The organism is Serratia sp. BNK-17 (assembly GCF_048684935.1).
Classification (GTDB): Bacteria; Pseudomonadota; Gammaproteobacteria; order Enterobacterales; family Enterobacteriaceae; genus Serratia; species Serratia nematodiphila.
This window is the reverse complement of the sequence record NZ_JBLQTR010000001.1, coordinates 3,990,606-4,013,948: the sequence shown is the minus strand read 5'-3', so window position 1 is coordinate 4,013,948 and position 23,343 is coordinate 3,990,606. Positions and strand designations below refer to the sequence as shown.

Genomic DNA, 23,343 nt, shown 5'->3' with positions numbered 1-23,343 from the left:
GGGAAAATTAATTAGCCTCGTAGTTTCGCCGCCGAGAAAAAATACCGCCCCCGCATTGCGCGGGGGCGATAAATAAGCCCACTCAGTGTTTTATAATATACATCGTTTGGCTATAGGCCACGTCTTCCGGATTGGTGATCGGGTAGCCTTTTACCCACGGTTTGATCAGGCGGCCATTGGTGTATTGATATATCGGCGCGATCGGCGCCTGATCGGCAATGATCTGTTCCATCTTGTTGTAATCGGCGGTCACCGCCGCCGGATTGGTTTCCCGCCCCGCCTGCGCCAGCAGCTTGTCGTAGTCCGCATTCTTGAACTTGGCGATATTGCCGCTGTGGGTGGAGGTCAGCAGCGACAGGAAGGTCGACGCCTCGTTATAGTCACCCACCCAGGAGGCGCGGATCACATCGAAATTGCCGGTATTGCGGCTGTCGATGTAAGTTTTCCACTCTTGGTTTTGCAACTTGACGTCAATCCCCAGCTTTTTCTTCCACATCGAGGCCACGGCGATGGCGATCTTCTGGTGGCTTTCCGAGGTGTTATACAGCAGCGTCAGCTTCAGCGGGTTGTTCGGGCCGTAACCGGCCGCCTGCAGCAACGCTTTGGCCTGCGCGTCCAGCTCCGCCTGCGATTGCTGTTGCAGCAAGCTCGCTTCCGGTTTGAACCCGGCGGTCACGTCCGGCGTAAAGTGGTAGGCCGGTTTTTCGCCGGTGCCCAACACTTTTTCCGCGATAATCTTGCGATCGATGGCGTAGGACAAGGCCTGACGCACCCGCACATCGTTGGTCGGCGCGCGCTGGGTGTTGAACGCGTAGTAATAGGTGCCGAGCTGATCCGGGGTGTACACCTGCCCCGGAATGTCTTTCAGCAGCTTCTGATACATGTTTTTCGGGAAGGATTCGGTGATGTCGATGTCACCCGCCAGGTAACGCTTGGTGGCGTTGGATTCCTGGTTGATCGGCACGAAGGTCACTTTGGTCAGCACGGTGCGCGCATGATCCCAGTAATGGTCGTTAGGCGTCAGCACCAGCTTCTCATTCACCACCCGCTCCTGCAGTTTGAACGCGCCGTTGCCCACCAGATTGCCGACCTTGGTCCAGTCGTTGCCGTATTTTTCCACCACCGCCTTATTCACCGGGAACAGGCTGAAATTGGCCGTCAGGCTGACGAAGTACGGCACCGGCTTATCCAGCTGCACCTTGAGCGTGTAGTCATCGGGCGCCGACACGCCCAAGCGATCGGCCGGCAGCTTGCCGCTGATGATCTGCTCGGCGTTCTGGATCCCCGCCAGTTGGGCGAACCAGGCGAACGGCGACAGGTTTTTCGGCTCTACCAGCCGTTGCCAGCTGTAGACGAAATCCTTAGCAGTGACAGGGTCACCGTTTGACCAGCGCGCGTCTTTACGCAGATGGAAGATATAAGTCTGGTTGTCGCTGGTCTGCCAGCGGGTGGCGACGCCGGGGATCACTTTGCCGTTGGCGTCCTGATTGACCAGCCCTTCGAACAGATCGCGCGCCAGCTGCGCCTCCGGCAAGCCCACCGCTTTGATCGGATCGAGCGAGGCCGGTTCGTCTTTAATGTGGCGCACGATTTCCTGTTTGTCCGCCAGCGCGGTGCCCGGGGGAACCTGCGCCGCCATGGCGCTGCTCATACAGGCGCCGATCGCCGCCGCGCAGAGCGCCAAACGAAAACCCCGTTGCATTATTTTTCCCGTCATTATGATTTGTCCCCCGTTAACCATCTGAATTTTTTATCATATAGCACAAGATCCGTCCGGCCTAGCGCTCACGGGCGAGAAGTTGCAAAAAGTGCGATTCAGGCGATAAAAAACCCGTGCGGCGCAGGGCGGCACGGGTGGGATTGCGGCAGCGACCGTCAGTCGTACAGGTGGATGCTGTTGATGCGGTAGCTGAACTCTTCGCCCTCTTCTTCATCGAACACGGTGAAAAAGCCTTTCTCGGCCAGCGGACGGGCCGAGATATCGGTTTTTTGCAGCTGACGCGCATCCGCGTCGTCGTAGCCGTAGTCGAGATAGAAGGCATCTTTCTGGTAATCGATATGCAGGGTGAACGGATAGTTCGATTCGTCCCCGCGCCCGTCGTCATTTTTCACCACGCCGAACCATTCCCCCTGACGGATCTGGTTTTCAGCGTCTACGCCGCACAGCAGCGTGATGGTGTCATTTTCATTTTCGCTATAGCTGGCGATGATTCTGGCTACTGGCATGTTAAATCCTCTTGCGGGTGATTGGCTTAGCTCTGCCGTTAGTATAACAACAGCCTCAGGCCAGGTGCGGTTTAATTGGCGTTTTCGCCGCTACCGCATCACAGATCGCGCAAACGCCGCACAATTGCGATGGGAAAGATGTCTCAAAGCGTAATACACTGAATAAAATGACAATGACTCTCGGCCTTTAACTCAGGGACAACACCATGACCGAACATCGACCACGCAGTGAACGTGGCCAGTTGGCCATCGCAGGAGAGAACTACGGCAGCTCGCTGCTGGGCGCACCGCTGCTCTATTTCCCGGCGGCGGTCAGCGGCCCGCAGACCGGGCTGATCATCGCCGGCACCCACGGCGATGAGAGCGCCGCCATCGTAACTCTGTCCTGCGCGCTACGCAGCATCGCCCCCGAACAGTTGCGCCACCACGTGGTGCTGGCGGTCAACCCCGACGGCTGTCAGCTGGGGCTGCGCGCCAATGCCAACGGCGTCGATCTGAACCGCAACTTCCCGGCCGCCAACTGGCGCTCCGGCGACACCGTCTACCGCTGGAACAGCGCGGCGCCGGTGCGCGACGTCAGGCTCTCCACCGGCGGGCGCCCCGGCTCCGAACCGGAAACCCAGGCGCTGTGTCATCTGATCCATCGCCTGAAGCCGCATTGGGTGGTGTCGTTCCATGAGCCGCTGGCCTGCATCGAAGATCCCGCCAGCTCGCGGCTCGGCGTTTGGCTGTCGCACAAGTTCGAACTCCCGCTGGTGACCAGCGTCGGCTATGAAACGCCCGGTTCGTTCGGCAGTTGGTGCGCGGATCTGTCGCTGCCGTGCATCACCGCCGAATTCCCGCCGATCTCCGCCGATGCCGCCAGCGAGCGTTACATCGACGCGATGACCGAGCTGTTGACCTACCCGGATTAATCCCTACGGGGCGATATCGACGATCGCCCCGCATTCGAACGCCAGGCCCGGTTCGGCGTCTCGCGCCAGCCAGGTCGGGCCGTCCAGATCGACGAAGCGCGCCGCCGGCGCCAGCGGCAAGGCGGCGGATATCGCCCGCGACGTACATAACATGCAGCCGAGCATGATGGCGAACCCTTGTTCGCGCGCGGCCTGCGCCAGCGCCAGCGCCTCGGTCAAGCCGCCGGTTTTGTCCAGTTTGATGTTGACCATCTGATAGCGTTGCGCCAGCTGCGGCAGATCGGCACGGGTGTGGCAGCTCTCATCGGCGCAGATCGGCAGCGGATGGATAAAGTGCTCCAGCGCGGCGTCGTCACCGGCCGGCAGCGGCTGCTCCAGCATCGCCACGCCAAGATCGGCCAGCAGCTGGCAGCGCGCCGCCAGCCCTTCCGCCTGCCAGGATTCATTGGCGTCGACGATCAGCGTCGCCTGCGGCACCGCGGCGCGGATCGCCACCAGCCGCTCACTGATATAGTGATCGTCGAGTTTGATCTTCAGCAGCGTGGCGCCCTGCCGCTCCAGCTCACGCGCGGCGAAGGCCATCGCTTCCGGCGTGCCGATGCTGACGGTCTGCGCCATGCTGATCTGCGCCGGCGCCGTCACGCCGCTGCGCTGCCACAGGCTTTGCCCGTGGAGACGACACTCCAGATCCCACAGCGCCGAATCCAGCGCGTTGCGGGCCGCGCCCGCCGGCATCTGCGTCAGCAGCTGCTCGCGGGTGATGCCCTGCGCGATCGCCGGCGCCATCTCAGCCAGCTGCGCCATCACCGATTCCTCGCTCTCGCCATAGCGCGGATACGGCGTGCATTCGCCGACGCCGCGCACGCCCTGCTGTTCGATTTCGACCACCACCACCCGGGCTTCGGTGCGGCTGCCGCGCGCGATCACGAAGGCGGTGTGCAGCGGCCAGGCTTCCGGGTAAAAACGCATGTCTCTCATAACGGCTCCTGAGCGAAAACTGCGCATCCAGGCAGGCTGATGCGCCGGTGATGTTTTATAGAACAGCCTAATATATACAACTATTTAGCAAACTTTGATATCCAATCCGCCCCGCTTGTCATAAACTGGCGCCAGGGTGTGAACCTGATGTTAACAGCCGTCGTCGGCGCGCCGTTCCATCAGGTTCATACCCTTTGTATAAACACCTGTAAAAGGAATCTAGCAATGACTCAGACAGTACATTTTCAAGGCAATCCGGTCAGCGTAGCGGGCAAACTGCCACAGCAGGGCGAACAGGCCAAGGCCTTCTCGCTGGTTGCCAAAGACCTGTCAGACGTAGCGCTGAGCAGCTTCGCGGGTAAACGCAAAGTCCTGAACATCTTCCCAAGCATCGATACCGGCGTCTGCGCGACGTCGGTGCGTAAATTCAACCAGTTGGCCAGCGGCCTGGATAACACCGTGGTACTGTGCATCTCCGCCGATCTGCCGTTCGCCCAGTCTCGTTTCTGCGGCGCGGAAGGCCTGAGCAACGTGATCACCCTGTCCACCCTGCGCGGCGCCGAGTTCAAACAGGCATACGGCGTTGAAATCGCCGAAGGTCCATTGGCGGGCCTGACCGCGCGTGCGGTCGTGGTGCTGGATGGCCAGGACAACGTGCTGTACAGCGAGCTGGTGAACGAAATCACCACCGAGCCGGATTACGACGCGGCGCTGGCAGCGCTGAAATAACAAAGCCGGCGTTCGCCGGCTTTGGAAACACGCAAAAGGCGCCGCAAGGCGCCTTTCTTATTCTTCGCCCTCGGCGCCGCCTTTACGGCTGCTCAGGCCATACTCGCGCAGCTTGTTGGCGATGGCGGTATGGGAAACGCCCAGGCGCTTCGCCAGCTTGCGGGTGCTGGGATAGGTGCGATACAGGCGCGTCAGCACCGAGCGCTCGAAACGCTTGCTGATGTCGTCCAGCGAGCCGTCCAGCACCTCGTCGCCCAACGACATCTCCACCTCGAACTCCGGCAACACGATATCCTGCGGCCGCAGTTCGTAGCCTTCGGTTTGCGTCAGCGCGCGGTAGATGGCGTTTTTCAGCTGGCGCACGTTGCCCGGCCAGCCGTATTTGCTGAGGAAGCCGCCCAGATCGTTCGCCAGCTTGGGCCGCGCCACGCCCTGCTCATCGGCGAAGCGCGCCACGAACAGCTCGGTCAGCGGCATGATGTCCTGCGGACGTTCGCGCAGCGGCGGGATGGTGATGGTCAGCACGTTGAGGCGATAATAGAGGTCTTCGCGGAATTCGCCGCGCTGCACCAGCTCGGTCAGGTTCTTCTGGGTGGCGCAGATCACGCGCACGTCGACGTGCACCTCATGCTCTTCGCCGACCCGGCGGAACGTGCCGTCATTGAGAAAACGCAACAGTTTGGTCTGCATGCGCGGCGACATTTCGCCGATCTCATCCAGCAGCACCGAACCGCCGTTGGCCTGCTCGAAGAAGCCCTTTTTGCCTTCCAGCGCGTTGGGATAAGCGCCCGGCGCATGGCCGAACAGCTCGCTCTCCACCACGTCATCCGGCAGCGCGGCGCAGTTCAGCGCCAGGAACGGCTGCTTGCCGCGCGGGCTGCGCAGGTGGCAGGCGCGGGCCAGAATATCCTTGCCGGTGCCGGTATCGCCCACGATCAGCAGCGGCGCATCGAGCATCGCCAGCTTGCGCGCCTGCTCCAGCACGTGACGCATCTTGGCGCTCACCGCGACGATGTGGTCGAATTCGGTATCGTCGTTCACCGACAGATTTTGCAGTTGGCGGCCCATGCGCGCGGTGGACTTCAACATCACCACCGCGCCAACCGCGGCCGGCTGTTGCTGTTCGTCCTCCAGATAGATAGGCGTAATGTCCATCAGGAAGTCCTGGCTGCGGATCACCACCCGTTCTGAGTGCGGCGCCGTATGCTCGCTCTCCAGCCAGCGGCTGAAGTTATAGCCGCCGATCAGCGCCCCGGCGGTCTGGTTGCGGATCTTGTCTTCGCTCAGGCTGAACAGCGCCAGCGCCGCCGGGTTGGCCAGCTCGACCTTGCCCTTCATGTCGATAGAGAACACCGGCTCCGGCATCGACTCCAGCAGCGCACGCAGCGCGCGATGCTCGCGTTCGGAAGGCATAAAGCTGACGGTGCGCACGTCGGTTACGCCGGCGATGCGGCGGATCTCCGCCATCAACGCGCGGAAAGTATCGAACTCCAGCTGGGAGAAATTGAGGTAAATGCGGCCGATGGGATCGATCTCGATGCCACGTAAGTCAATGCTGCGCGATACCAAAAGATCGAGTAATTCTCGAGTGAGACCGAGGCGGTCTTCGCAAAATACTTCCAAACGCATCAGTGTTGGCCTTATCTCTGCAAGTGCGGGGATCGTTAGCGATGATGATACTCCCTCGCACCGGGCGGTAGAAGCGATCTGTCAGCAAAAGTTGACAGAACTCTGATTTATTGCCGTGGTTGCTGATTTTAAACGCAAGTGAATAACAGTATCGGCGTCATTTTAGCCTACAAACAGAGAGTTATCACAACCATAATTAATTTTGCAGAGATTTATCACGCAATCACAGGGGGATCGACTGTCGTCAAGTCTCGATTACGTCCGGCGTCGGCACCGCTCAGAAAACGGCGCTCCTGAGAGCGCCGTCGCGGGGTTATTTGGCCTTGCCGTCGCCCTTTTTCAGCGTATCTTTCAACTGGCCAATCAGCTGGCTGCGGAAATCGCCGAGCTTCGGTTTTTCCCCTTCCAGCCACGGCAGCGGGCGGCACAGTTCCATCGCCTTGATGCCCAGCCGCGCGGTCAACAGCCCGGCGCCAATGCCCTGCGCCGCGCGCGCCGACAGCCGCGCCGCCAGATCCTGCGACATCCAGTCCATCCCCACTTCGCGCACCAGCTCGGAAGCGCCGGCGAAAGCGATATTGAGCAGCACCAGCCGAAACAGACGAATGCGGCTGAAGTAACCCAGTTCGATGCCGTACAGCGCGGCGATGCGGTTAATCAAACGGATGTTGCGCCAGGCGATAAACGCCATATCCACCAGCGCCAACGGGCTGACGGCAATCATCAGCGTCGATTCGGCGGCGGAGCGGCTGATTTCGCGCCGCGCCTGATTGTCGAGCACCGGCTGCACCAGTTTGGCGTACAGCTCCACCACTTCACGATCGTTTTGCGTTTCATGCAGCGAGGCCTGCCAGCGCTGCAGCGCCGGATGCCCCTGATCCAGCCCGGCCTGGCGCGCCAGCTTCTCGCAGAATTCGCGCCCTTGCCCCAGCCCGTGGCTGTGCAACAGCTCGCGCGCCACGTCGCGCTCTTCCGCGCGCTGGCGCAGCCGATACAAACGCCGCCACTCAGTGACCACCGAACCGACGCCAGCGAACACGATCAGGCCGCCGGCCACGCCGCCGCCCATGGCGATCCAGTCCTGCTGCACCCAGGCGGTATGCACCCACTGCACGCCCTGCGCCACCACGCTGACGCCGAACAGCGCCAGCCCGGCGGTCACCATTTTGCGCCACAGGCTGCGTTTAGGTTTCAGCGCGGCGTTAATGATGCCTTCGGCGCGCCCTTCTTCCTCCTCCTGCTGCAGCTCCGGCGCCGCCGGAAAGAAGCTCTCCGCCTGCTCGGCGTCGAAAGCGACGCCGGCGCGCAACGCCGGTTCCTGCGGCGGCTGCAGCGGCTCGTCAAAGTCGATACGCGGTTTGATCGGCTCGCTCATCGCAATTTATCTCCCAATAAAAACTCCATTACCGCATCCAGACGGATATGCGGCAACGGGCTGTCCACGCTCATGGCGCGCGGGCGAAATTCATCGAAGTGGAACCCCTGGCTCTGCCAGAACGCCGGCCCCGGCAGGCGGGCGGGCACTTCGCCAGGGAACACCGTCAGCGGCGCGCCGTCGCTGAGGCGGTTGCCCTTCAGCGCCGGGATACGCTGCCCCTGATGATCGACGATGCCGCTCTCGGTCGCCTGCACCGAGGCCAGGCCGACGCAATCCATGCTGATGCCTTCGAACGCCGCATTCTGCCACGCCTCTTGCACCAGCTGTTGCAGCAAGGACACCAGATTGGCGTGCTGATCGGCAGTGATATGGTCCGCTTTGGTGGCGGCGAACATCAGTTTGTCGATGGTCGGCGAGAACAAGCGGCGAAACAGCGTGCGCTTGCCGTAATGGAAGCTCTGCATCAGTTGGGTCAACGCCAGACGCATGTCGTTGAACGCCTGCGGGCCGCTGTTGAGCGGCTGCAGGCAGTCGACCAGCACGATTTGCCGATCGAAACGGACGAAATGCTCTTTGTAGAAGTTCTTGACGATCGACTGGCAGTAGTAATTGAAGCGAGCGCGCAACATGCCGATGTTGGTGTGTTTGTCGGCCTGCGCCAGCTTCGACTCGCCGATCGCGGCCACGTCAGGCCACGGGAAAAACTGCAGCGCCGGCGCGCCGGCCATGTCGCCCGGCAGCACGAAACGCCCCGGCTGAATGAAGTGCAGCCCTTCGCTCTTGCAACGCAACAGATAATCGGTGTAGGCCTGGGCGATCGCCGCCAGCCGGTTTTCGTCGGCCGGCGCCAGCGGATCGCAGGCTTTGCACAGCTCAAGCCAGGGCTTGGCCCATTCGGCGCGTTCGCCCTGCAGCAGCCCGGTCATCTGGCGCGACCAGGCCAGGTAATCCTGTTCGAGCATCGGCAGATCCAGCAACCATTCGCCGGGATAGTCGACGATCTCCAGGTACAGCGTTGAGGTGTCTTTGAAGTGGCGCAGCAGCGAGTCGTTGGAGCGGTAGCGCAACGCCAGACGAATTTCGCTGACGCCGCGCGTCGGCGTCGGCCAGGCTGGCGGCGTGCCGTACAGTTGCGCCAGCCCTTCGTCATAGGTGAAACGCTGGATGCCGAGATCGCGCTGCGGGATGCGTTTAACGCCCAGCAGGCGTTCTTCGCGCACCGGTGAAAACAGCGGCATGCGCGCGCCGCTGTGCACATGCAGCAGTTGGTTAACGAAAGCGGTGATAAAGGCGGTTTTGCCGCTGCGGCTCAGGCCGGTCACCGCCAGGCGCAGATGGCGATCCATTCCGCGGTTGACCAGCGAGGTTAACTCATTTTGCAGTCGTTTCATTGCTCTCCTTGACGTAACGCCCGAAAGCCTTGTTCAGGCCTTTACGGAACAGCGGTTCCAGCACCAGCGCCAGCACGAAGCGCACCGGTTTGCGGCCAACGGTCTTCAACAGCCAGCCGGCAGCGCCCGCCGGGCCATAGTTCAATAACGCTATGATGATGACTTTAGCCAATGTCTTCAACATTGCCGCCGCTCCTCGTTTAAATCCACCCGTTCTGGCGGTGTTCGCGACATCGATTTTATTCATGACAATGCCCTCCGGCACTAGATGATTAAGGTTACATTCACGGGATAACGGCGGCGAAGATGCCCGGCCTGCGCAGGCCGGGTCTCGCAAGAAGGGTTACAGCTTGCGGAAACGGCTCTGTACGCCGAAGGTGTCGGACGTCACGTAACGCTCGACCTGACGCAGCTGCTGCTCGCCGCTGCCCAGCTCATATTCCAGTTGATCGAGCAACTGGCGCGGCGTCTTCTGATGCTCGCCTTCGAAGCGGCTGGCCGGCGCCTCGTCCAACACGAACACCAGCGCGATATAGGCCACCAGCGTGAAGAAGAACAGCCCAAAGAACAGCGACAGCACCACCATCACGCGGATCAGGCGCACCGGCACGTCGAAATAGTGGGCCAAACCGGCGCAGACGCCTTTCACCATGCCTTCTTCGGGTACGCGATAAAGCTTTTTACTGCCCAGCGTATTACTCATCAGGACTGTCTCCAGTTCGGGTGTTCCGCATCAAGGATCTCTTCCAGCGCCTGAATGCGTTCACGCATGCGTTTGGCGTCTTCCGCCAGCTGCGCCAGGCGCTGCATTTCTTGCTGACTCAGCTGGATGCCAGTCTGTTGCCGATTGCTGTAATGCAGCCAAAGCCAAATCGGCGCGACAAACAGCACGAAAATTGTCAGCGGAATGGCAAGTAATAAAGCACTCATTGTTATTCCTTCTTATCGGGTCCTGGATTGGCGGCCACCTCCGGCGTGTGGCCGCGGTTCGCCTTACTCTGAGCGGTTCATCTTGGCTTTCAGCGCCGCCAGCTGCTCACTGATGGCGTCGTCGGCTTTCAGCTCGGCAAACTCCTGGTCCAGCGACTTCTTTTTACCGATGCTGATGCTTTCCGCTTCGGCTTCCATGTGGTCGATGCGGCGTTCGAACTGTTCGAAACGCGCCATCGCCTCGTCCAGCTTACCGCTGTCGAGCTGGCGACGCACTTCACGGGAAGAAGACGCGGCCTGATGGCGCAGCGCCAGCGCCTGCTGCCGCGCGCGGGTTTCGGTCAGCTTGTTTTCCAGCTCGCCGATTTCGCTCTTCATGCGCGCCAGCGTTTCTTCTACGGTCGCCACCTCCTGCGTCAGCGTGGCGATCAGGTCGGCAACCTTTTGTTTTTCGATCAGCGCCGCGCGGGCCAAGTCTTCTTTATCTTTGCGCAGCGCCAGCTCGGCTTTTTCCTGCCAGTCGCTTACCTGGCTTTCGCCCTGCTCGATGCGACGCAGCAACTGCTTTTTCTCCGCCAGCGCGCGCGCCGACGTAGAACGGACTTCAACCAGCGTGTCTTCCATCTCTTGGATCATCAACCGCACCAGCTTCTGCGGATCTTCCGCCTTGTCCAGCAGGGTGTTGATGTTGGCGTTCACGATGTCGGCAAAACGAGAAAAAATACCCATAATTCACTTCCTCTTGGTTCTGATGGCGTCTGAAGCGCCGCGTTAAGTCGTACAGCTTGCCCAAAGAGATAATCAAAACCCGTGCCAACTTTTATATTATTGAAAAACAACAACTCTTTATTTTTGACTCTCTGCGCGCTTGCTGTAGAGTGATTATTTTCACCAAACATTGGCGAATTTCATCATGAACGAACAGCCAGAAAATTTGTTGGGCGAAGCAAATGCCTTTGTCGAAGTATTGGAGCAAGTCTCCCAGGTGGCAAAGCTGAACAAACCGGTGCTGGTGATCGGCGAGCGCGGCACCGGCAAAGAGCTGATCGCCCATCGTCTGCACTACCTCTCCAACCGTTGGCAAGGGCCGTTCATCTCGCTCAACTGTGCGGCGCTGAATGAAAACCTACTGGACTCCGAGCTGTTCGGCCACGAGGCCGGCGCCTTTACCGGCGCGCAGAAACGTCATCTGGGCCGCTTCGAGCGCGCCGACGGCGGCACGCTGTTCCTCGATGAGCTGGCGACCGCGCCGATGCTGGTGCAGGAGAAATTGCTGCGGGTGATCGAATACGGCCAGCTGGAACGCGTGGGCGGCAGCCAGCCGCTGCGGGTGGATGTGCGCCTGGTGTGCGCCACCAACGACGATCTGCCGGCGCTGGCGGCGGCGGGCAAGTTCCGTGCCGACCTGCTGGATCGGCTGGCGTTCGACGTGGTGCAGTTGCCGCCGCTGCGGCAACGCCGGCCCGATATCATGCTGCTGGCCGAGCACTTCGCCATTCAAATGTGCCGTGAGCTGGCACTGCCGCTGTTTCCCGGCTTTACCGAACGCGCCAGGCAGACGTTGCTCAACTACGGCTGGCCGGGCAACGTGCGCGAACTGAAAAACGTGGTGGAACGTTCGGTCTATCGTCACGGCGACAGCGACAACCCGCTGGATGAGATCGTCATCAACCCGTTTGCACCACGCGAGGCCACGCCGCTTGCGCCCGCCCCTGAAGGCGCCGGCGTGTTGCCGTCGCTGCCGCTCGAGCTGAAAAACTGGCAGTTGGAGCAAGAGAAGGCGCTGATCGAAGCAGCGCTGCAGCAAGGGCGATTCAACCAGCGCAAGGCGGCGCAGTTGCTGGGGCTCACCTACCATCAGCTACGCGGCATGCTGAAAAAACATGCGCTGCTGCAAAACGGCGAGCAAGACGAGGATTAGCAACGCGGGGATTGGGTGCCGGTCTTTCCCGGCCGTCAGCTATTAGCCCAGGTTAAGAGATGTGGCCTGAGAACGGCCGCCTGGAGATGTCGGCCTTTCCCGACGGTCACTTCTATCTGCGGATAGCCCGCCGATGAATCACCTTTTTGCAAGATCACTGCGGTATTTTTCCTGACCGGTAAATGACGCCGAGCGACAACGCGACGCAGACCAGAAAGGCATAGCGCAGACCGACAGTTTCGGATAAGAACCCGATTAACGGCGGCCCGATCAGCGTACCCAGAAAGCCGATGGTCAGCACCGCCGCGATGGCGGCGCTTGGCGCCATGGAAGAAGACCTTGCGGCCGCCCCCGCAACCAGCGGAATAATGGCGCAAATGCCAAGGCCGACCAGAAAAAAACCGATTATCGACATCACTAAACCCGGTAACCAGGTCGTTAGCGTCATGCCGGTGAACGCCAGCATCCCACCCCACTGCAACGTTCTTCTCACTCCGATCCACGAACCGGTTCAACATGAGCCGGCCGATCGTCATGGCAGCCATAAATACCGTAAAACCCAGGCCGATGTATTTTCGATCGACCGAGACGACGTCCTGAAAATAAACGACGCTCCAGTCATACATGATGCCCTCACAAGCCATTGAGCAAAAAACGATCAGACCATAGTTGAACAGAGAACGGTCCGGGATGGCGAAAACGCGCCCAGTCTGTTCCAGCTCCGGTTTGTCGAACAATGCCCGCCGACACAACAAGGCGGACATCAGAGCCACCGCCGCTATGCCCGCAAAGTGCAGCGGCAAGGCGACACCCCGACCGATCATTAACGCCCCGATCCCTGCGCCGACGAACCCCGCCACGCCCCATATACCGTGAAAGAACGGCAACCTCGTTTTACCGCTGACCGCCTCGGCGATACTGGCCTGCATGTTGTTCGAGACATTGACCGCGCTGTAAGCGAACCCGGAGAAAAACAGCAACGCCGCCAGTTGAGGGACCGTCGCGGCGAAGGGCACCAGAAGCAAAAGCGTGGCGTTGATCAGAATAGCCGCAACGCCGACCACCCTGCTGCCGAGTTTGGCGATCGCCCATCCCGATATCGGCAGCGACACGACCACGCCGGCCGACATGGCGAACAGGACGGTGCCGAATACGCCGTCAGACAACGCAAGCCCTCCCTTGATCGTCGCCATCCTTGAACTCAAACTGCCGAAACACAGCCCCAGCATGAAAAACATGCTGGATATCGCCAGGTTTTTTTCTTTCATCATCGACATCATAAGCGCCCCCTTATCCGATTAGCGGTCTGGTCAGGCAAAGGCATCAATGCCGGTCAGCGATGCCGAAAGCGCCCACAGACGCTGCGCCTGTTCCGGGTCGATCGCGTATTCCTTCACGCCGACCAGCGCCTGACTGTCGTGGACGGCTATGCCGGCAATATCGCCATCCTCGCAGTAGAGGCCCCCCAATCCCTGCAACTGCGGTGAGGTGGCGGCCCACACCTGCGTAGCAGCCCCCTGTTGAGGCGTTTTAAGGGCATCGGGATCGGCCGGGTTGCCGTCTTCGTCCATCCAGCCCAGGGCTATCATCTCTGCTCTCGATATGTGCCGCTGCAGCGGCGTGGCGATGCTGCCCGGATGCAGGCTAAATGCGCGGATCCCCCGCGAGCGGCCCAGAAGATCCAACCGGACGGCGAACAGGGCATTCGCCGTCTTCGACTGACCGTACGCCAGCCACTTGTCATAACCGCGTTCGAACTGCACATCTTCCCAGCGGATCGCCGAATGGTGATGCCCGGCGGAGGAGACAGTGACCACCCGCCCGCCATCGGCAATGGTCGGCCACAGCAAATTGGTCAGCGCATAGTGGCCGAGATGGTTGGTGGCGAACTGCCTTTCCCAACCGTGCCCCACCCGCGCCTCCGGGCATGCCATCACCCCGGCGTTGTTGATGACGATATCCGCCCGTAGGCTCGATGCGGTAAAGTCTGCAGCGAAACGACGCACGCTGTTCAAATCGGCGAGATCGAGTTCGGCGATCTCGACGCCGGCGCTCTGCCCTAACACCGCTTTGGCTGCCGCCGGTGCCCGGCAAGCGACGATAACCCGTGCGCCGGCGTCGGCCAGCGCCAGCGTCGTCTCCAGACCGAGGCCTGAATGGCCACCGGTGACGATGGCCAGCGTGCCTGACAGATCCTGGCCCGCGAGCACCTCACCGGCGGTCGTTTTGGGCCCGAATCCTGACTTGATGGGGGTTTGTTGGGTAATCACAGGCATGCTCCTCACGGTTAACAGTGGCCGGCCAAACGCAGCCGGCGCGTCGATGAGAAGGAGTATGAAATTCCGTCACGGGACTGTGAATGCATGAAACCCCGAACTTCTGTCGAGATCGTCCAGGTTACGCGGCGAAAAAAGAAGAAAGTGGAGCATGGCGGCTCGCCAGGCGAGGTTTCCGGTCTGAGACAGGCAAAAAAAAAGCCAGCACCCGAGCTGGCTTAAAAAACACTGGAAGCAATGTGAGCAATGTCGTGCCTTCCACATCAGAGCCGCAAACTGTGGCCTTCCGTGAACTGCCAGGCGATGATAATAGTTATCAGTATCGTCTGTAAAGCACTTTGTTGAGAATTTTTCTCATTACCACACGAAGATTGCGCAATTACCACTCAGGGAACGGGTCCGCCATGTCCAGCCAATAGTCCACGCCAGCGGCCATTTCGTCGTCGTTCAGCAGGCAGTCGTCCAGCAGACGCACGATCGCCGCCTGTTGCAAGTGCTGGCCGATAAACACCAACTCCTGGCGCATGTCGCCGAACGGCTCCACCCATTTCTCCTGAATATGCGCCCGCGTTTGCGGATCCTGCGGCCAATTATCTTGCGGGATCGCGCGCCAAAAGGTGCCCGCCAGGCCGTAATGGGCGATGCCGCCGGCCTGGCTCCACTGCCCGGCCTGCCGCGGCCGCGTCGCCAGCCAGAAGAAGCCTTTCGAGCGCAGCAGCTTGCCGCCGCCCCAGTCGCCGTTGATCACGCGGTAGAACTTGTCCGGCGCAAACGGCCGCCGCGCCTGATAGACAAAGCTGCTGATGCCGTAGCTTTCCGTTTCCGGCACGTGTTCGCCGCGCAGCTCTTTCAGCCAGCCGGGCGCCTGCTGCGCCTTTTCAAAGCTGAAGCTGCCGGTATTCAGCACCGCCTCCAGAGGCAGTTTGCCCGGCGCGATCGGCACAATGCGGGCGTCGGGATTCAGGCTGGCCAGCAGCGCCATCACTTCGCCCTGCTGCGTTGGCGTCAACAGATCGGTCTTGCTGACCAGGATCACGTCGCAAAATTCAATTTGCTCAATCAACAGGTCCGCCACGCTGCGCAGATCGTCCTCGCCCAGGCTTTGGCCGGCTTCCTGCAGGCTTTGCGCCTGCTGGTATTGCTGAATGAAATTCACCCCGTCGACCACCGTCACCAGCGTATCCAGCCGGGCGAATTGGGACAGGCTTTCGCCCGTTTCATCCTCAAAGGTAAAGGTTTCCGCCACCGGCAGCGGCTCCGAGATGCCGCTCGATTCGATCAACAGGTAATCGAAACGCCCCTCCTGCGCCAGTTCGCGCACCGACACCAGCAGGTCTTCGCGCAGCGTGCAGCAGATGCAGCCGTTGCTCATCTCCACCAGCTTCTCTTCCTGGCGATCGAGATGCACTTCATTCTCCACCAGCGCGGCGTCAATGTTCACTTCGCTCATGTCGTTGACAATCACCGCCACGCGCATGCCCTGCCGGTTGTTCAGGATATGGTTCAGCACCGTGGTCTTGCCGGCGCCGAGGAAGCCGGAAAGCACGGTCACGGGAAGTTGTTTCATGGGGACCTCATTAAAATTCATTGCGTAATGCCTGGTAACCGCGCACCAGTTCGACGTTGGTGGCGGCCACTTCTTCCGAAAACTGCAGCGCGCCGCGATCGACCTGGCGATAGCGCGACAGATCGCTGTCCGGCCCCACGCGTTCGGTCGAGGGGATATAGCGGTTTTCCGGCAGCGTCACGCCGTCCACCACCGCGTTGTAGCGCACCACGCAGCCGGACTGAACGTGGCAGTTGAACAGCACGCTGTTGAAACCGATAAACACCCGATCGCCGATGCGACACGGGCCGTGCACGATGGCGCGGTGGGCGATCGAGCTGTAACGGCCGATGGTCACCGCCGCCCCGCTCTTGGAGTGGATCACCACGCCATCCTGAATATTGGAGTGCGAGCCGATGACGATCGGCTCCATGTCGCCGGCGGCGTTCAACTCGTCGGCGCGGATCACCGCATACGGGCCGACGTAAACGAAATCTTCAACGATCACCCGACCGCAAATAATGGCGGTGGGATCGATGTAGGCCAGCGGCGAGACCTGCGGCAGATGACCGCTGGGATTTTTACGCAGCATGGTGTTCTCCCCGCCAACTCAGCTCCGCCACCGCATTGTGGGCATGCAGGCTCTCCTGATGTTCAACGCGCAGCGAGAAAGCGCGGTAGTCGCACTGGCTGCGCAGCATGCGGTACAGGCGCCGCGCCGCATCCTCGCAAAACATCAGGTTCTGACCGTTGGCCAGCGCGAAGGCCTGCTCGTCGCGGCGTTTCACCAGCGTTTGCACTGGCGTGCCCAGCGCGTGTTCGATGCGGTCAATCAGTTTCACCGGTTCGAACGCCCGTTCATTCTCGGGCGTCACGGTGATCCAGGCCCAGCTGCGCTGGCTGTGGGGGGTGGCCGGCATTCCCTGCTCCAACAGCCACTCGCTCACCTGCCGCTGGCTGACCCGCTCCGCCTCCTGTTCAAAATCAAACTGGAACTGTTGCTGCGCCAGCTGGCGGCTGAGCGCCGCTGAACTCGGGCAGGTGGAGGAATAAGGCACGCCGACGGTCAGCGCCAGCGTCAGCGTGTCCGTCAGGGTGGCCTCGATGCGCAGCGGATAGGCTTTCCAGCCGCGCTGCGGCGACAGCAGCGCCGGGCGCGACAGCAACAGCTCGCCGCTGAGCGTCAGGCTGGCGCGATCGCTGTGTTCCGGCTGCGAAGCCAAAAAGGCCTGCAACGTCCGACCGATGCGCTGTGGCGTCAGCTCTCCCTGCGTCAACTCGTCCAGCGCCAGATACAGCCGCGACATGTGAATGCCGCGTTCCCCCGCCGCTTCGGCGCGCAGGTTGATACCGGCGTCGACCTTCGCCATCAATGGCTTGCCGGCCAGCTCCAGCGGCAGCGCGATCCCTTGCATCCCGACCCAATCGAGCCCGACATCACTCATCTCGCCGCGCCATGCCTGAGCGTCCGGCAGCGAACGGCGTGGTGGAAGTGCAACTTCGTTCATACATCCCCTTGCGTTATGGTGACTTTGCCGGGGAACGGTAACATGATTTTGTTATATTATAACATAACATAAAAAACTTTTTTCTTGCCGCTGAACGGGCTGATTAATCAAGTCGCAGAAAACTCAGCGATTTTGCTCTATGGATTGGGCTGCTGGTCAGAGTGCGATACACTAACGCTATTGCTGATTAACCCATGAGCCTCTATGCGTGGTTTACCCTTTTGGATACTGTCGTTGTGCCTGACGGGCTCTGCCCTGGCCGCGACAACACCGCCCGCGCCCGCCGCGGCGCCGCTGCCGGACATTCGCCAAAGCGGCTTTGTTTATTGCGTCAGCGGCATACTGAATACCTTCAACCCGCAAATGGCCAGCAGCGGCCTGACGGTGGATACCCTGGCCGCCCAGCTGTACGATCGCCTGCTGGACGTCGATCCCTACACCTATCGCCTGATCCCCGAGCTAGCGCAAAGCTGGGAAGTGCTGGATAACGGCGCCACCTACCGCTTCCATTTGCGCAAGGACGTGCCGTTCCAGACCACCGCTTGGTTCACGCCCACCCGCAAGATGAACGCCGACGACGTGGTGTTCAGCTTTGCCCGCGTATTCGATCAAAAACACCCGTATCACGACGTGAACGGCGGCGAATACCCCTATTTCGACAGCCTGCAGTTCGGCGATTCGGTGCAGAGCGTGAGAAAGCTCGACGACTACACGGTGGAAATTCGCCTGCAGTCGCCCGACGCCTCGTTCCTGTGGCACTTGGCGACTCATTATGCGCCGGTATTGTCCGCCGAATACGCCGACGCGCTGACGCGCGAAGGCCATCAGGAGCTGATCGATCGCGAGCCGGTCGGCAGCGGCCCGTTCCTGCTCAACGAATACCGCTCGGGGCAATATATTCGCCTGGCGCGCAACGCCGCCTACTGGAAGGGCCTGCCGCGCATGCCGCAGGTGGTGATCGATCTGGGCGCCGGCGGCACGGGCCGCCTCTCCAAGCTGCTGACCGGCGAGTGCGACGTACTGGCCTATCCGGCGGCCAGCCAGCTGTCGATTCTGCGCGACGATCCGCGCCTGCGCCTGACGCTGCGCCCGGGGATGAACATCGCCTATCTGGCGTTCAACACCCGCAAACCGCCGCTCGACAACCTCAACGTGCGCCAGGCGATCTCGCTGGCGATCAACAACCAGCGGTTGATGCAGTCGATCTATTACGGCACGGCGGAAACCGCCGCCTCGATCCTGCCGCGCGCCTCCTGGGCCTACGACAACGACGCGCACGTCACCGAGTACGATCCGGCCAAATCTCGCGAGATGCTGCGGCAGGCCGGCGTCAGCCAGCTGAACCTGAAGCTGTGGGTGCCGACCGCCTCGCAGTCTTACAACCCGAGCCCGCTGAAAACCGCCGAACTGATCCAGGCCGATCTCGGCCAGGTGGGCATCAACGTCACCATCGTGCCGGTGGAGGGCCGTTTCCAGGAAGCGCGCCTGATGGAGATGAACCACGATCTGACCCTGACCGGCTGGGCCACCGACAGCAACGATCCGGACAGCTTCTTCCGGCCGCTGCTGAGCTGCGCGGCAATCCGTTCGCAAACCAACTATGCTCACTGGTGTGATCCGGGCTTTGACGAAGTGCTGCAGAACGCGCTGCTGTCGCAGCAGCTGTCTCAGCGCATCGACAACTACCGCAAGGCGCAGAAAATCCTCGAGCAGCAACTGCCGGTGCTGCCGCTGGCGTCTTCCCTGCGCCTGCAGGCCTATCGTTACGACATCAAGGGATTGGTGCTGAGCCCGTTCGGCAACGCCTCGTTCGCCGGGGTGTACCGTGAATCCGCGCCGGAGGTGAAAAAGTGATTATCTTTACCCTGCGCCGCATTCTGCTGCTGCTGATCACGCTGTTCTTCCTGACGCTGGTCAGCTTCAGCCTGAGCTATTTCACGCCGCGCGCGCCGCTGAACGGCGCCGCCCTGCTGGACGCCTATCAGTTCTACTTCGTCAGCCTGCTGCACTGGGACTTCGGCGTCTCCAGCATCAACGGCCAGGCGATCAGCGAACAGCTGCGCGAAGTGTTCCCGGCCACCATGGAACTGTGCCTGCTGGCCTTCGCCCTGGCGCTGTTCATCGGCATTCCGCTGGGCATCATCGCCGGCGTGCTGCGCGGCAAGTGGCAGGACACCGCCATCAGCACCTTCGCGCTGCTGGGCTTTTCGATGCCGGTGTTCTGGCTGGCGCTGCTGCTGATGCTGTTCTTCTCGTTGCATCTGGGCTGGCTGCCGGTTTCCGGCCGTTTCGATCTGCTGTATCAGGTGAAACCCATCACCGGTTTCGCGCTGATCGACGCCTGGCTGTCGGACTCGCCGTACCGCGCCGAGATGATCGGCAGCGCGCTGCGCCACATGATCCTGCCGATCGCCGCGCTGGCGGTGGCGCCCACCACCGAAGTGGTGCGGCTGATGCGCATCAGCACCGACGACGTGCTGAGCCAAAACTACATCAAGGCCGCCGCCACCCGCGGCCTGTCGCGCTTTACCATCATTCGTCGCCACGTGTTGCACAACGCGCTGCCGCCGATCGTGCCCAAACTGGGGCTGCAGTTCTCCACCATGCTTACGCTGGCGATGATCACCGAAGTGGTATTCAGCTGGCCGGGCCTCGGCCGGTGGCTGATCAACGCCATTCGCCAGCAGGACTATGCGGCGATCTCCGCCGGCGTGATGGTGGTCGGCACGCTGGTGATCACCATTAACGTTCTGGCCGACATTCTGGGTGCGGCAACCAACCCGCTGAAACATAAGGAATGGTATGCCCTTCGATAACGTATACCGCGAGAAAAAGATGCCGAGCCCGCTACGCTACACCTGGCGGATTTTCTACGGCGATGCGCTGGCGATGATCGGTTTTTACGGCGTGATCGCCCTGCTGCTGCTGTCGCTGTTCGGCAGCCTGCTGGCGCCCTATGCGCTGGATCAGCAGTTCCTCGGCTATCAACTGCTGCCGCCGTCCTGGTCGCGCTACGGCAACGTGTCGTTCTTTCTCGGCACCGACGATCTCGGGCGCGACATCCTCAGCCGCCTGTTGACCGGCACCGCCGCCACCTTCGGTTCCGCGCTGGCGGTGACGCTGGCCGCGGCATTCTGCGGGGTGATCCTCGGCGTGTTCGCCGGCGTCACCCACGGGCTGCGCTCGGCGGTGCTTAACCACATTCTCGATACCCTGCTGTCGATTCCGTCGCTGCTGCTGGCGATCGTGGTGGTGGCGTTTATCGGCCCCAAACTGGAACACGCCATGCTGGCGGTGTGGCTGGCTCTGCTGCCGCGCATGGTGCGCACCATCTACAGCGCGGTGCACGATGAGCTGGAGAAAGAGTACGTGGTGGCGGCGCGGCTTGACGGCGCTTCCACGCTGCAGATCCTGTGGTATGCGGTCATGCCGAACATCGCGGCGGTGCTGGTGACCGAATTCACCCGCGCGCTGTCGATGGCTATTTTGGATATCGCCGCGCTCGGCTTCCTCGATCTCGGCGCGCAGTTGCCTTCTCCTGAATGGGGAGCGATGCTCGGCGATTCGCTTGAGCTGGTGTACGTCGCGCCCTGGACGGTGATGCTGCCCGGCGCGGCCATCCTCGTCAGCGTGCTGCTGGTTAACCTGTTGGGCGACGGTATGCGCCGCGCAATCAATGCCGGGGTGGAATAATGCCGTTACTTGATATCCGCAATCTGACGATTGAATTTATGACCGCCGAAGGGCCGGTCAAGGCGGTCGATCGCGTCAGCATGACGCTGACCGAGGGTGAGGTGCGCGGCCTGGTGGGCGAATCGGGCTCCGGCAAGAGTCTGATCGCCAAAGCCATCTGCGGCGTGACCAAAGACAACTGGCGCGTCACCGCCGATCGTTTCCGCTTCGACGACATCGATCTGCTGCAGCTGAGCCCGCGCGAGCGGCGCAAGCTAGTGGGCCACAACGTCTCAATGATCTTCCAGGAGCCGCAGTCCTGTCTCGACCCTTCCGAGAGCATCGGCCGCCAGCTGGCGCAGGCCATCCCGGGCTGGACCTACAAGGGCCACTGGTGGCAGCGCTTCAACTGGCGCAAACGCCGCGCCATCGAGTTGCTGCACCGCGTCGGCATCAAGGATCATGACGACATCATGGGCAGCTTCCCGTACGAGCTGACGGAAGGCGAGTGCCAGAAAGTGATGATCGCCATCGCGCTGGCCAACCAACCGCGCCTGCTGATCGCCGATGAGCCGACCAACGCCATGGAACCGACCACGCAGGCGCAGATTTTCCGCCTGTTGGCGCGCCTCAACCAGAACAACAACACCACCATTCTGCTGATCAGCCACGACCTGCAGATGATGAGCAAGTGGGCCGATCGGGTGAACGTGCTGTACTGCGGGCAAACGGTGGAGAGCGCCCAGTGCGAAGAGTTGCTGGCGGCGCCGCACCACCCTTACACCCAGGCGCTGATCCGCGCCATGCCGGACTTCGGCCGCTCGCTGCCGCACAAAAGCCGGTTGAATACGCTGCCGGGCGCCATTCCTTCGCTGGAGCACCTGCCGATCGGCTGCCGCCTGGGGCCGCGCTGCCCTTACGCGCAGAAGAAGTGCATCGAAACGCCGCGCCTGCGCCCGGTCAAAAACCACTTCTTCGCCTGCCACTTCCCGCTGAACATGGAGGAGCAATAACATGGAAACGCTGTTGGAAGTGCGCAACCTGAGCAAAACCTACCGCTACCGCACCGGGCTGTTCCGCCGCCAGCACGTTGAGGCGGTGAAATCGGTCAGCTTTACCCTGCGCGAAGGCCAGACGCTGGCGGTAATCGGCGAGAACGGCTCCGGCAAATCCACGCTGGCGAAGATGCTCTCCGGCATGGTGGAGCCGACCGCCGGCGAACTGTTGATCGACGATCATCCGCTGGAATTCGGCGACTATCGCTACCGCAGCCAGCGCATTCGCATGATTTTTCAGGATCCGAGCACCTCGCTCAACCCGCGCCAGCGCATCGGCCAGCTGCTGGACGCGCCGCTGCGGCTGAACACCGATCTTGAGCCTGCCGAGCGCGAGCAGCGTATCAACCAGACGCTGCGCCAGGTCGGCATGCTGCCGGATCACGCCTACTACTATCCGCACATGCTGGCCTCCGGGCAAAAACAGCGCGTCGCGCTGGCGCGCGCGCTGATCCTGCAACCGAAGGTGATCGTCGCCGATGAGGCGCTGGCCTCGCTGGACATGTCGATGCGCTCGCAAATCATCAACCTGATGCTGGAGCTGCAGGAAAAACACGGTATTTCCTATATCTACGTCACCCAGCACCTCGGCATGATGAAGCATATCAGCGACCAGGTGCTGGTGATGCACGAAGGGGAAATCGTCGAACGCGGCAGCACCGCGGAGGTGTTGGCGGCGCCGCTGCACGAATTGACCAAGCGCCTTATCGCCAGCCACTTCGGCGAGGCGCTGACCGCCGATGCCTGGCGGCGCGACGGCGGCCGCTTCTGAGTCACGCCTTCACCTACAAACCCGCTGCGGCGGGTTTTTTATCACCTTGCGCGCCTGCCGCTTAGCGAGAAAGCGCACATGCAAATTACATTCTTGTTATATATCCTTATATTTTATTCCTTTCAGTTATTGATTAGTCCGTAACATTATTTTATCTCGCCAGGGCGATCGGTGAGGATATCCCCTACGTTGCACTTCTCATACGACAGGATATCGCACTGATGAACAGCCTTCGCCATCGCCGCCTTACGCAGTTTCTGCTCACCTTGGCCGCCGGTTTTTCTGTTTACGGCCACGCGCTGTGCTGCGATGAGCTGCGCTAAATCCGCCTTTCGCCCCGCCTGCGGGCATGTTGCCTCTTTGTCCAGCCGCCGCTGCCGTACGCAGCGTTGGCTGTTGATCATGATTAAGGATTGAC

Annotated in this window: 24 protein-coding genes; 8 read left to right on the top strand and 16 right to left on the bottom strand. The window is 61.1% G+C overall.

Features of this window, described 5'->3' with window-relative positions:
* Positions 1-82: 82 nt before the first annotated feature.
* Complete coding sequence (locus tag ACMGF7_RS19125) at positions 83-1,702, bottom strand: peptide ABC transporter substrate-binding protein (RefSeq protein ID WP_004930510.1); 1,620 nt, start codon at positions 1,700-1,702, stop codon at positions 83-85.
* 173 nt (positions 1,703-1,875) lie between these two features.
* Positions 1,876-2,226 carry a hypothetical protein gene (locus ACMGF7_RS19120; protein ID WP_015378006.1) on the bottom strand — a complete coding sequence of 117 codons (351 nt, stop codon included), beginning with the start codon at positions 2,224-2,226 and terminating at the stop codon, positions 1,876-1,878.
* A gap of 206 nt (positions 2,227-2,432) precedes the next feature.
* Here ACMGF7_RS19120 and mpaA point away from each other — a divergent pair, with 206 nt between their 5' ends.
* Positions 2,433-3,140, top strand: a complete 708-nt coding sequence (mpaA, locus tag ACMGF7_RS19115; RefSeq protein ID WP_004930517.1) for a murein tripeptide amidase MpaA — start codon at positions 2,433-2,435, stop codon at positions 3,138-3,140.
* Between the two features lie 3 nt (positions 3,141-3,143).
* Here mpaA and ycjG read toward each other — a convergent pair whose 3' ends face one another.
* Positions 3,144-4,118 (bottom strand): L-Ala-D/L-Glu epimerase, encoded by a 975-nt coding sequence (gene ycjG, locus ACMGF7_RS19110; protein WP_164094907.1) that lies wholly within the window; start codon positions 4,116-4,118, stop codon positions 3,144-3,146.
* 225 nt (positions 4,119-4,343) lie between these two features.
* On the opposite strand from ycjG, the gene tpx reads away from it, so the two are divergent.
* Entirely contained in the window at positions 4,344-4,847 is a 504-nt protein-coding gene (gene tpx / locus ACMGF7_RS19105) for a thiol peroxidase (RefSeq protein WP_021503794.1), read from the top strand.
* Between the two features lie 57 nt (positions 4,848-4,904).
* On the opposite strand, the gene tyrR is transcribed toward tpx, so the two are convergent.
* From tyrR to pspA, 7 genes are all read right to left on the bottom strand, one after another.
* Positions 4,905-6,476 carry a transcriptional regulator TyrR gene (tyrR, locus tag ACMGF7_RS19100; RefSeq protein ID WP_049239786.1) on the bottom strand — a complete coding sequence of 524 codons (1,572 nt, stop codon included), beginning with the start codon at positions 6,474-6,476 and terminating at the stop codon, positions 4,905-4,907.
* Positions 6,477-6,789: 313 nt separating this feature from the next.
* The gene (locus tag ACMGF7_RS19095; RefSeq protein WP_015378009.1) at positions 6,790-7,851 is read right to left on the bottom strand and encodes a YcjF family protein; all 1,062 of its coding nucleotides are present in this window, start codon (positions 7,849-7,851) and stop codon (positions 6,790-6,792) included.
* Positions 7,848-9,245: a YcjX family protein gene (locus ACMGF7_RS19090; RefSeq protein ID WP_038880359.1), complete on the bottom strand. Its 1,398-nt coding sequence runs from the start codon at positions 9,243-9,245 to the stop codon at positions 7,848-7,850. Before ACMGF7_RS19090 ends, ACMGF7_RS19095 begins: the two co-directional genes overlap by 4 nt.
* A complete protein-coding gene (gene pspD / locus ACMGF7_RS19085; protein WP_031299672.1) occupies positions 9,226-9,492 on the bottom strand; it encodes a phage shock protein PspD in 267 nt (88 codons plus the stop codon). The genes ACMGF7_RS19090 and pspD overlap by 20 nt, the downstream gene beginning before the upstream one ends.
* 96 nt (positions 9,493-9,588) lie before the next feature.
* Positions 9,589-9,948, bottom strand: coding sequence for an envelope stress response membrane protein PspC (gene pspC, locus ACMGF7_RS19080; RefSeq protein WP_015378011.1), 360 nt, complete (start codon positions 9,946-9,948; stop codon positions 9,589-9,591).
* Positions 9,948-10,175: an envelope stress response membrane protein PspB gene (gene pspB / locus ACMGF7_RS19075; RefSeq protein ID WP_004930553.1), complete on the bottom strand. Its 228-nt coding sequence runs from the start codon at positions 10,173-10,175 to the stop codon at positions 9,948-9,950. Before pspB ends, pspC begins: the two co-directional genes overlap by 1 nt.
* A 63-nt stretch (positions 10,176-10,238) precedes the next feature.
* Complete coding sequence (gene pspA, locus ACMGF7_RS19070) at positions 10,239-10,904, bottom strand: phage shock protein PspA (RefSeq protein WP_004930555.1); 666 nt, start codon at positions 10,902-10,904, stop codon at positions 10,239-10,241.
* A 184-nt stretch (positions 10,905-11,088) separates the two neighbouring features.
* Between pspA and pspF the strand changes: the two genes are divergently transcribed.
* Complete coding sequence (pspF, locus tag ACMGF7_RS19065; protein ID WP_049239784.1) at positions 11,089-12,096, top strand: phage shock protein operon transcriptional activator; 1,008 nt, start codon at positions 11,089-11,091, stop codon at positions 12,094-12,096.
* A 35-nt stretch (positions 12,097-12,131) separates the two neighbouring features.
* Here the strand turns inward: pspF and ACMGF7_RS19060 are convergent, their stop codons facing one another.
* The 5 genes from ACMGF7_RS19060 to folE2 form a co-directional block, all read right to left on the bottom strand.
* Positions 12,132-13,376, bottom strand: a complete 1,245-nt coding sequence (locus ACMGF7_RS19060) for an MFS transporter (RefSeq protein WP_420286576.1) — start codon at positions 13,374-13,376, stop codon at positions 12,132-12,134.
* A 30-nt stretch (positions 13,377-13,406) separates the two neighbouring features.
* On the bottom strand, positions 13,407-14,372 hold the full coding sequence (locus ACMGF7_RS19055) for an SDR family NAD(P)-dependent oxidoreductase (RefSeq protein ID WP_049239782.1): 966 nt from the start codon (positions 14,370-14,372) through the stop codon (positions 13,407-13,409).
* A 379-nt stretch (positions 14,373-14,751) separates the two neighbouring features.
* The gene (zigA, locus tag ACMGF7_RS19050) at positions 14,752-15,939 is read right to left on the bottom strand and encodes a zinc metallochaperone GTPase ZigA (RefSeq protein ID WP_015378013.1); all 1,188 of its coding nucleotides are present in this window, start codon (positions 15,937-15,939) and stop codon (positions 14,752-14,754) included.
* 10 nt (positions 15,940-15,949) lie between these two features.
* The gene (locus ACMGF7_RS19045) at positions 15,950-16,510 is read right to left on the bottom strand and encodes a carbonate dehydratase (protein WP_049239781.1); all 561 of its coding nucleotides are present in this window, start codon (positions 16,508-16,510) and stop codon (positions 15,950-15,952) included.
* The gene (gene folE2 / locus ACMGF7_RS19040) at positions 16,500-17,426 is read right to left on the bottom strand and encodes a GTP cyclohydrolase FolE2 (protein ID WP_049239780.1); all 927 of its coding nucleotides are present in this window, start codon (positions 17,424-17,426) and stop codon (positions 16,500-16,502) included. Before folE2 ends, ACMGF7_RS19045 begins: the two co-directional genes overlap by 11 nt.
* Before the next feature lie 204 nt (positions 17,427-17,630).
* Between folE2 and sapA the strand changes: the two genes are divergently transcribed.
* Genes sapA through sapF form a run of 5 tightly spaced genes read left to right on the top strand, consistent with a single transcriptional unit; the run spans position 17,631 to position 22,925 of the window.
* Positions 17,631-19,280 carry an ABC transporter substrate-binding protein SapA gene (gene sapA, locus ACMGF7_RS19035; RefSeq protein WP_049239779.1) on the top strand — a complete coding sequence of 550 codons (1,650 nt, stop codon included), beginning with the start codon at positions 17,631-17,633 and terminating at the stop codon, positions 19,278-19,280.
* Complete coding sequence (sapB, locus tag ACMGF7_RS19030; protein WP_004930575.1) at positions 19,277-20,242, top strand: putrescine export ABC transporter permease SapB; 966 nt, start codon at positions 19,277-19,279, stop codon at positions 20,240-20,242. Before sapA ends, sapB begins: the two co-directional genes overlap by 4 nt.
* Positions 20,229-21,119, top strand: coding sequence for a putrescine export ABC transporter permease SapC (gene sapC / locus ACMGF7_RS19025; RefSeq protein ID WP_004930580.1), 891 nt, complete (start codon positions 20,229-20,231; stop codon positions 21,117-21,119). The genes sapB and sapC overlap by 14 nt, the downstream gene beginning before the upstream one ends.
* Positions 21,119-22,111 (top strand): putrescine export ABC transporter ATP-binding protein SapD, encoded by a 993-nt coding sequence (sapD, locus tag ACMGF7_RS19020; protein WP_016927551.1) that lies wholly within the window; start codon positions 21,119-21,121, stop codon positions 22,109-22,111. The genes sapC and sapD overlap by 1 nt, the downstream gene beginning before the upstream one ends.
* Before the next feature lies 1 nt (position 22,112).
* Positions 22,113-22,925 carry a putrescine export ABC transporter ATP-binding protein SapF gene (gene sapF / locus ACMGF7_RS19015; RefSeq protein WP_004930589.1) on the top strand — a complete coding sequence of 271 codons (813 nt, stop codon included), beginning with the start codon at positions 22,113-22,115 and terminating at the stop codon, positions 22,923-22,925.
* Between the two features lie 146 nt (positions 22,926-23,071).
* On the opposite strand, the gene ACMGF7_RS19010 is transcribed toward sapF, so the two are convergent.
* The gene (locus ACMGF7_RS19010; RefSeq protein ID WP_049239778.1) at positions 23,072-23,329 is read right to left on the bottom strand and encodes a hypothetical protein; all 258 of its coding nucleotides are present in this window, start codon (positions 23,327-23,329) and stop codon (positions 23,072-23,074) included.
* Positions 23,330-23,343: the final 14 nt, after the last annotated feature.

Bases quoted from the DNA above. Each gene is read 5' to 3' on its own strand.
- ACMGF7_RS19125 (WP_004930510.1), bottom strand. From the start codon at position 1,702: ATGCAACGGGGTTTTCGTTTGGCGCTCTGCGCGGCGGCGATCGGCGCC.
- ACMGF7_RS19120 (WP_015378006.1), bottom strand. From the start codon at position 2,226: ATGCCAGTAGCCAGAATCATCGCCAGCTATAGCGAAAATGAAAATGAC.
- mpaA (WP_004930517.1), top strand. From the start codon at position 2,433: ATGACCGAACATCGACCACGCAGTGAACGTGGCCAGTTGGCCATCGCA.
- ycjG (WP_164094907.1), bottom strand. From the start codon at position 4,118: ATGAGAGACATGCGTTTTTACCCGGAAGCCTGGCCGCTGCACACCGCC.
- tpx (WP_021503794.1), top strand. From the start codon at position 4,344: ATGACTCAGACAGTACATTTTCAAGGCAATCCGGTCAGCGTAGCGGGC.
- tyrR (WP_049239786.1), bottom strand. From the start codon at position 6,476: ATGCGTTTGGAAGTATTTTGCGAAGACCGCCTCGGTCTCACTCGAGAA.
- ACMGF7_RS19095 (WP_015378009.1), bottom strand. From the start codon at position 7,851: ATGAGCGAGCCGATCAAACCGCGTATCGACTTTGACGAGCCGCTGCAG.
- ACMGF7_RS19090 (WP_038880359.1), bottom strand. From the start codon at position 9,245: ATGAAACGACTGCAAAATGAGTTAACCTCGCTGGTCAACCGCGGAATG.
- pspD (WP_031299672.1), bottom strand. From the start codon at position 9,492: ATGAATAAAATCGATGTCGCGAACACCGCCAGAACGGGTGGATTTAAA.
- pspC (WP_015378011.1), bottom strand. From the start codon at position 9,948: ATGAGTAATACGCTGGGCAGTAAAAAGCTTTATCGCGTACCCGAAGAA.
- pspB (WP_004930553.1), bottom strand. From the start codon at position 10,175: ATGAGTGCTTTATTACTTGCCATTCCGCTGACAATTTTCGTGCTGTTT.
- pspA (WP_004930555.1), bottom strand. From the start codon at position 10,904: ATGGGTATTTTTTCTCGTTTTGCCGACATCGTGAACGCCAACATCAAC.
- pspF (WP_049239784.1), top strand. From the start codon at position 11,089: ATGAACGAACAGCCAGAAAATTTGTTGGGCGAAGCAAATGCCTTTGTC.
- ACMGF7_RS19060 (WP_420286576.1), bottom strand. From the start codon at position 13,376: ATGATGTCGATGATGAAAGAAAAAAACCTGGCGATATCCAGCATGTTT.
- ACMGF7_RS19055 (WP_049239782.1), bottom strand. From the start codon at position 14,372: ATGCCTGTGATTACCCAACAAACCCCCATCAAGTCAGGATTCGGGCCC.
- zigA (WP_015378013.1), bottom strand. From the start codon at position 15,939: ATGAAACAACTTCCCGTGACCGTGCTTTCCGGCTTCCTCGGCGCCGGC.
- ACMGF7_RS19045 (WP_049239781.1), bottom strand. From the start codon at position 16,510: ATGCTGCGTAAAAATCCCAGCGGTCATCTGCCGCAGGTCTCGCCGCTG.
- folE2 (WP_049239780.1), bottom strand. From the start codon at position 17,426: ATGAACGAAGTTGCACTTCCACCACGCCGTTCGCTGCCGGACGCTCAG.
- sapA (WP_049239779.1), top strand. From the start codon at position 17,631: ATGCGTGGTTTACCCTTTTGGATACTGTCGTTGTGCCTGACGGGCTCT.
- sapC (WP_004930580.1), top strand. From the start codon at position 20,229: ATGCCCTTCGATAACGTATACCGCGAGAAAAAGATGCCGAGCCCGCTA.
- sapD (WP_016927551.1), top strand. From the start codon at position 21,119: ATGCCGTTACTTGATATCCGCAATCTGACGATTGAATTTATGACCGCC.
- sapF (WP_004930589.1), top strand. From the start codon at position 22,113: ATGGAAACGCTGTTGGAAGTGCGCAACCTGAGCAAAACCTACCGCTAC.
- ACMGF7_RS19010 (WP_049239778.1), bottom strand. From the start codon at position 23,329: ATGATCAACAGCCAACGCTGCGTACGGCAGCGGCGGCTGGACAAAGAG.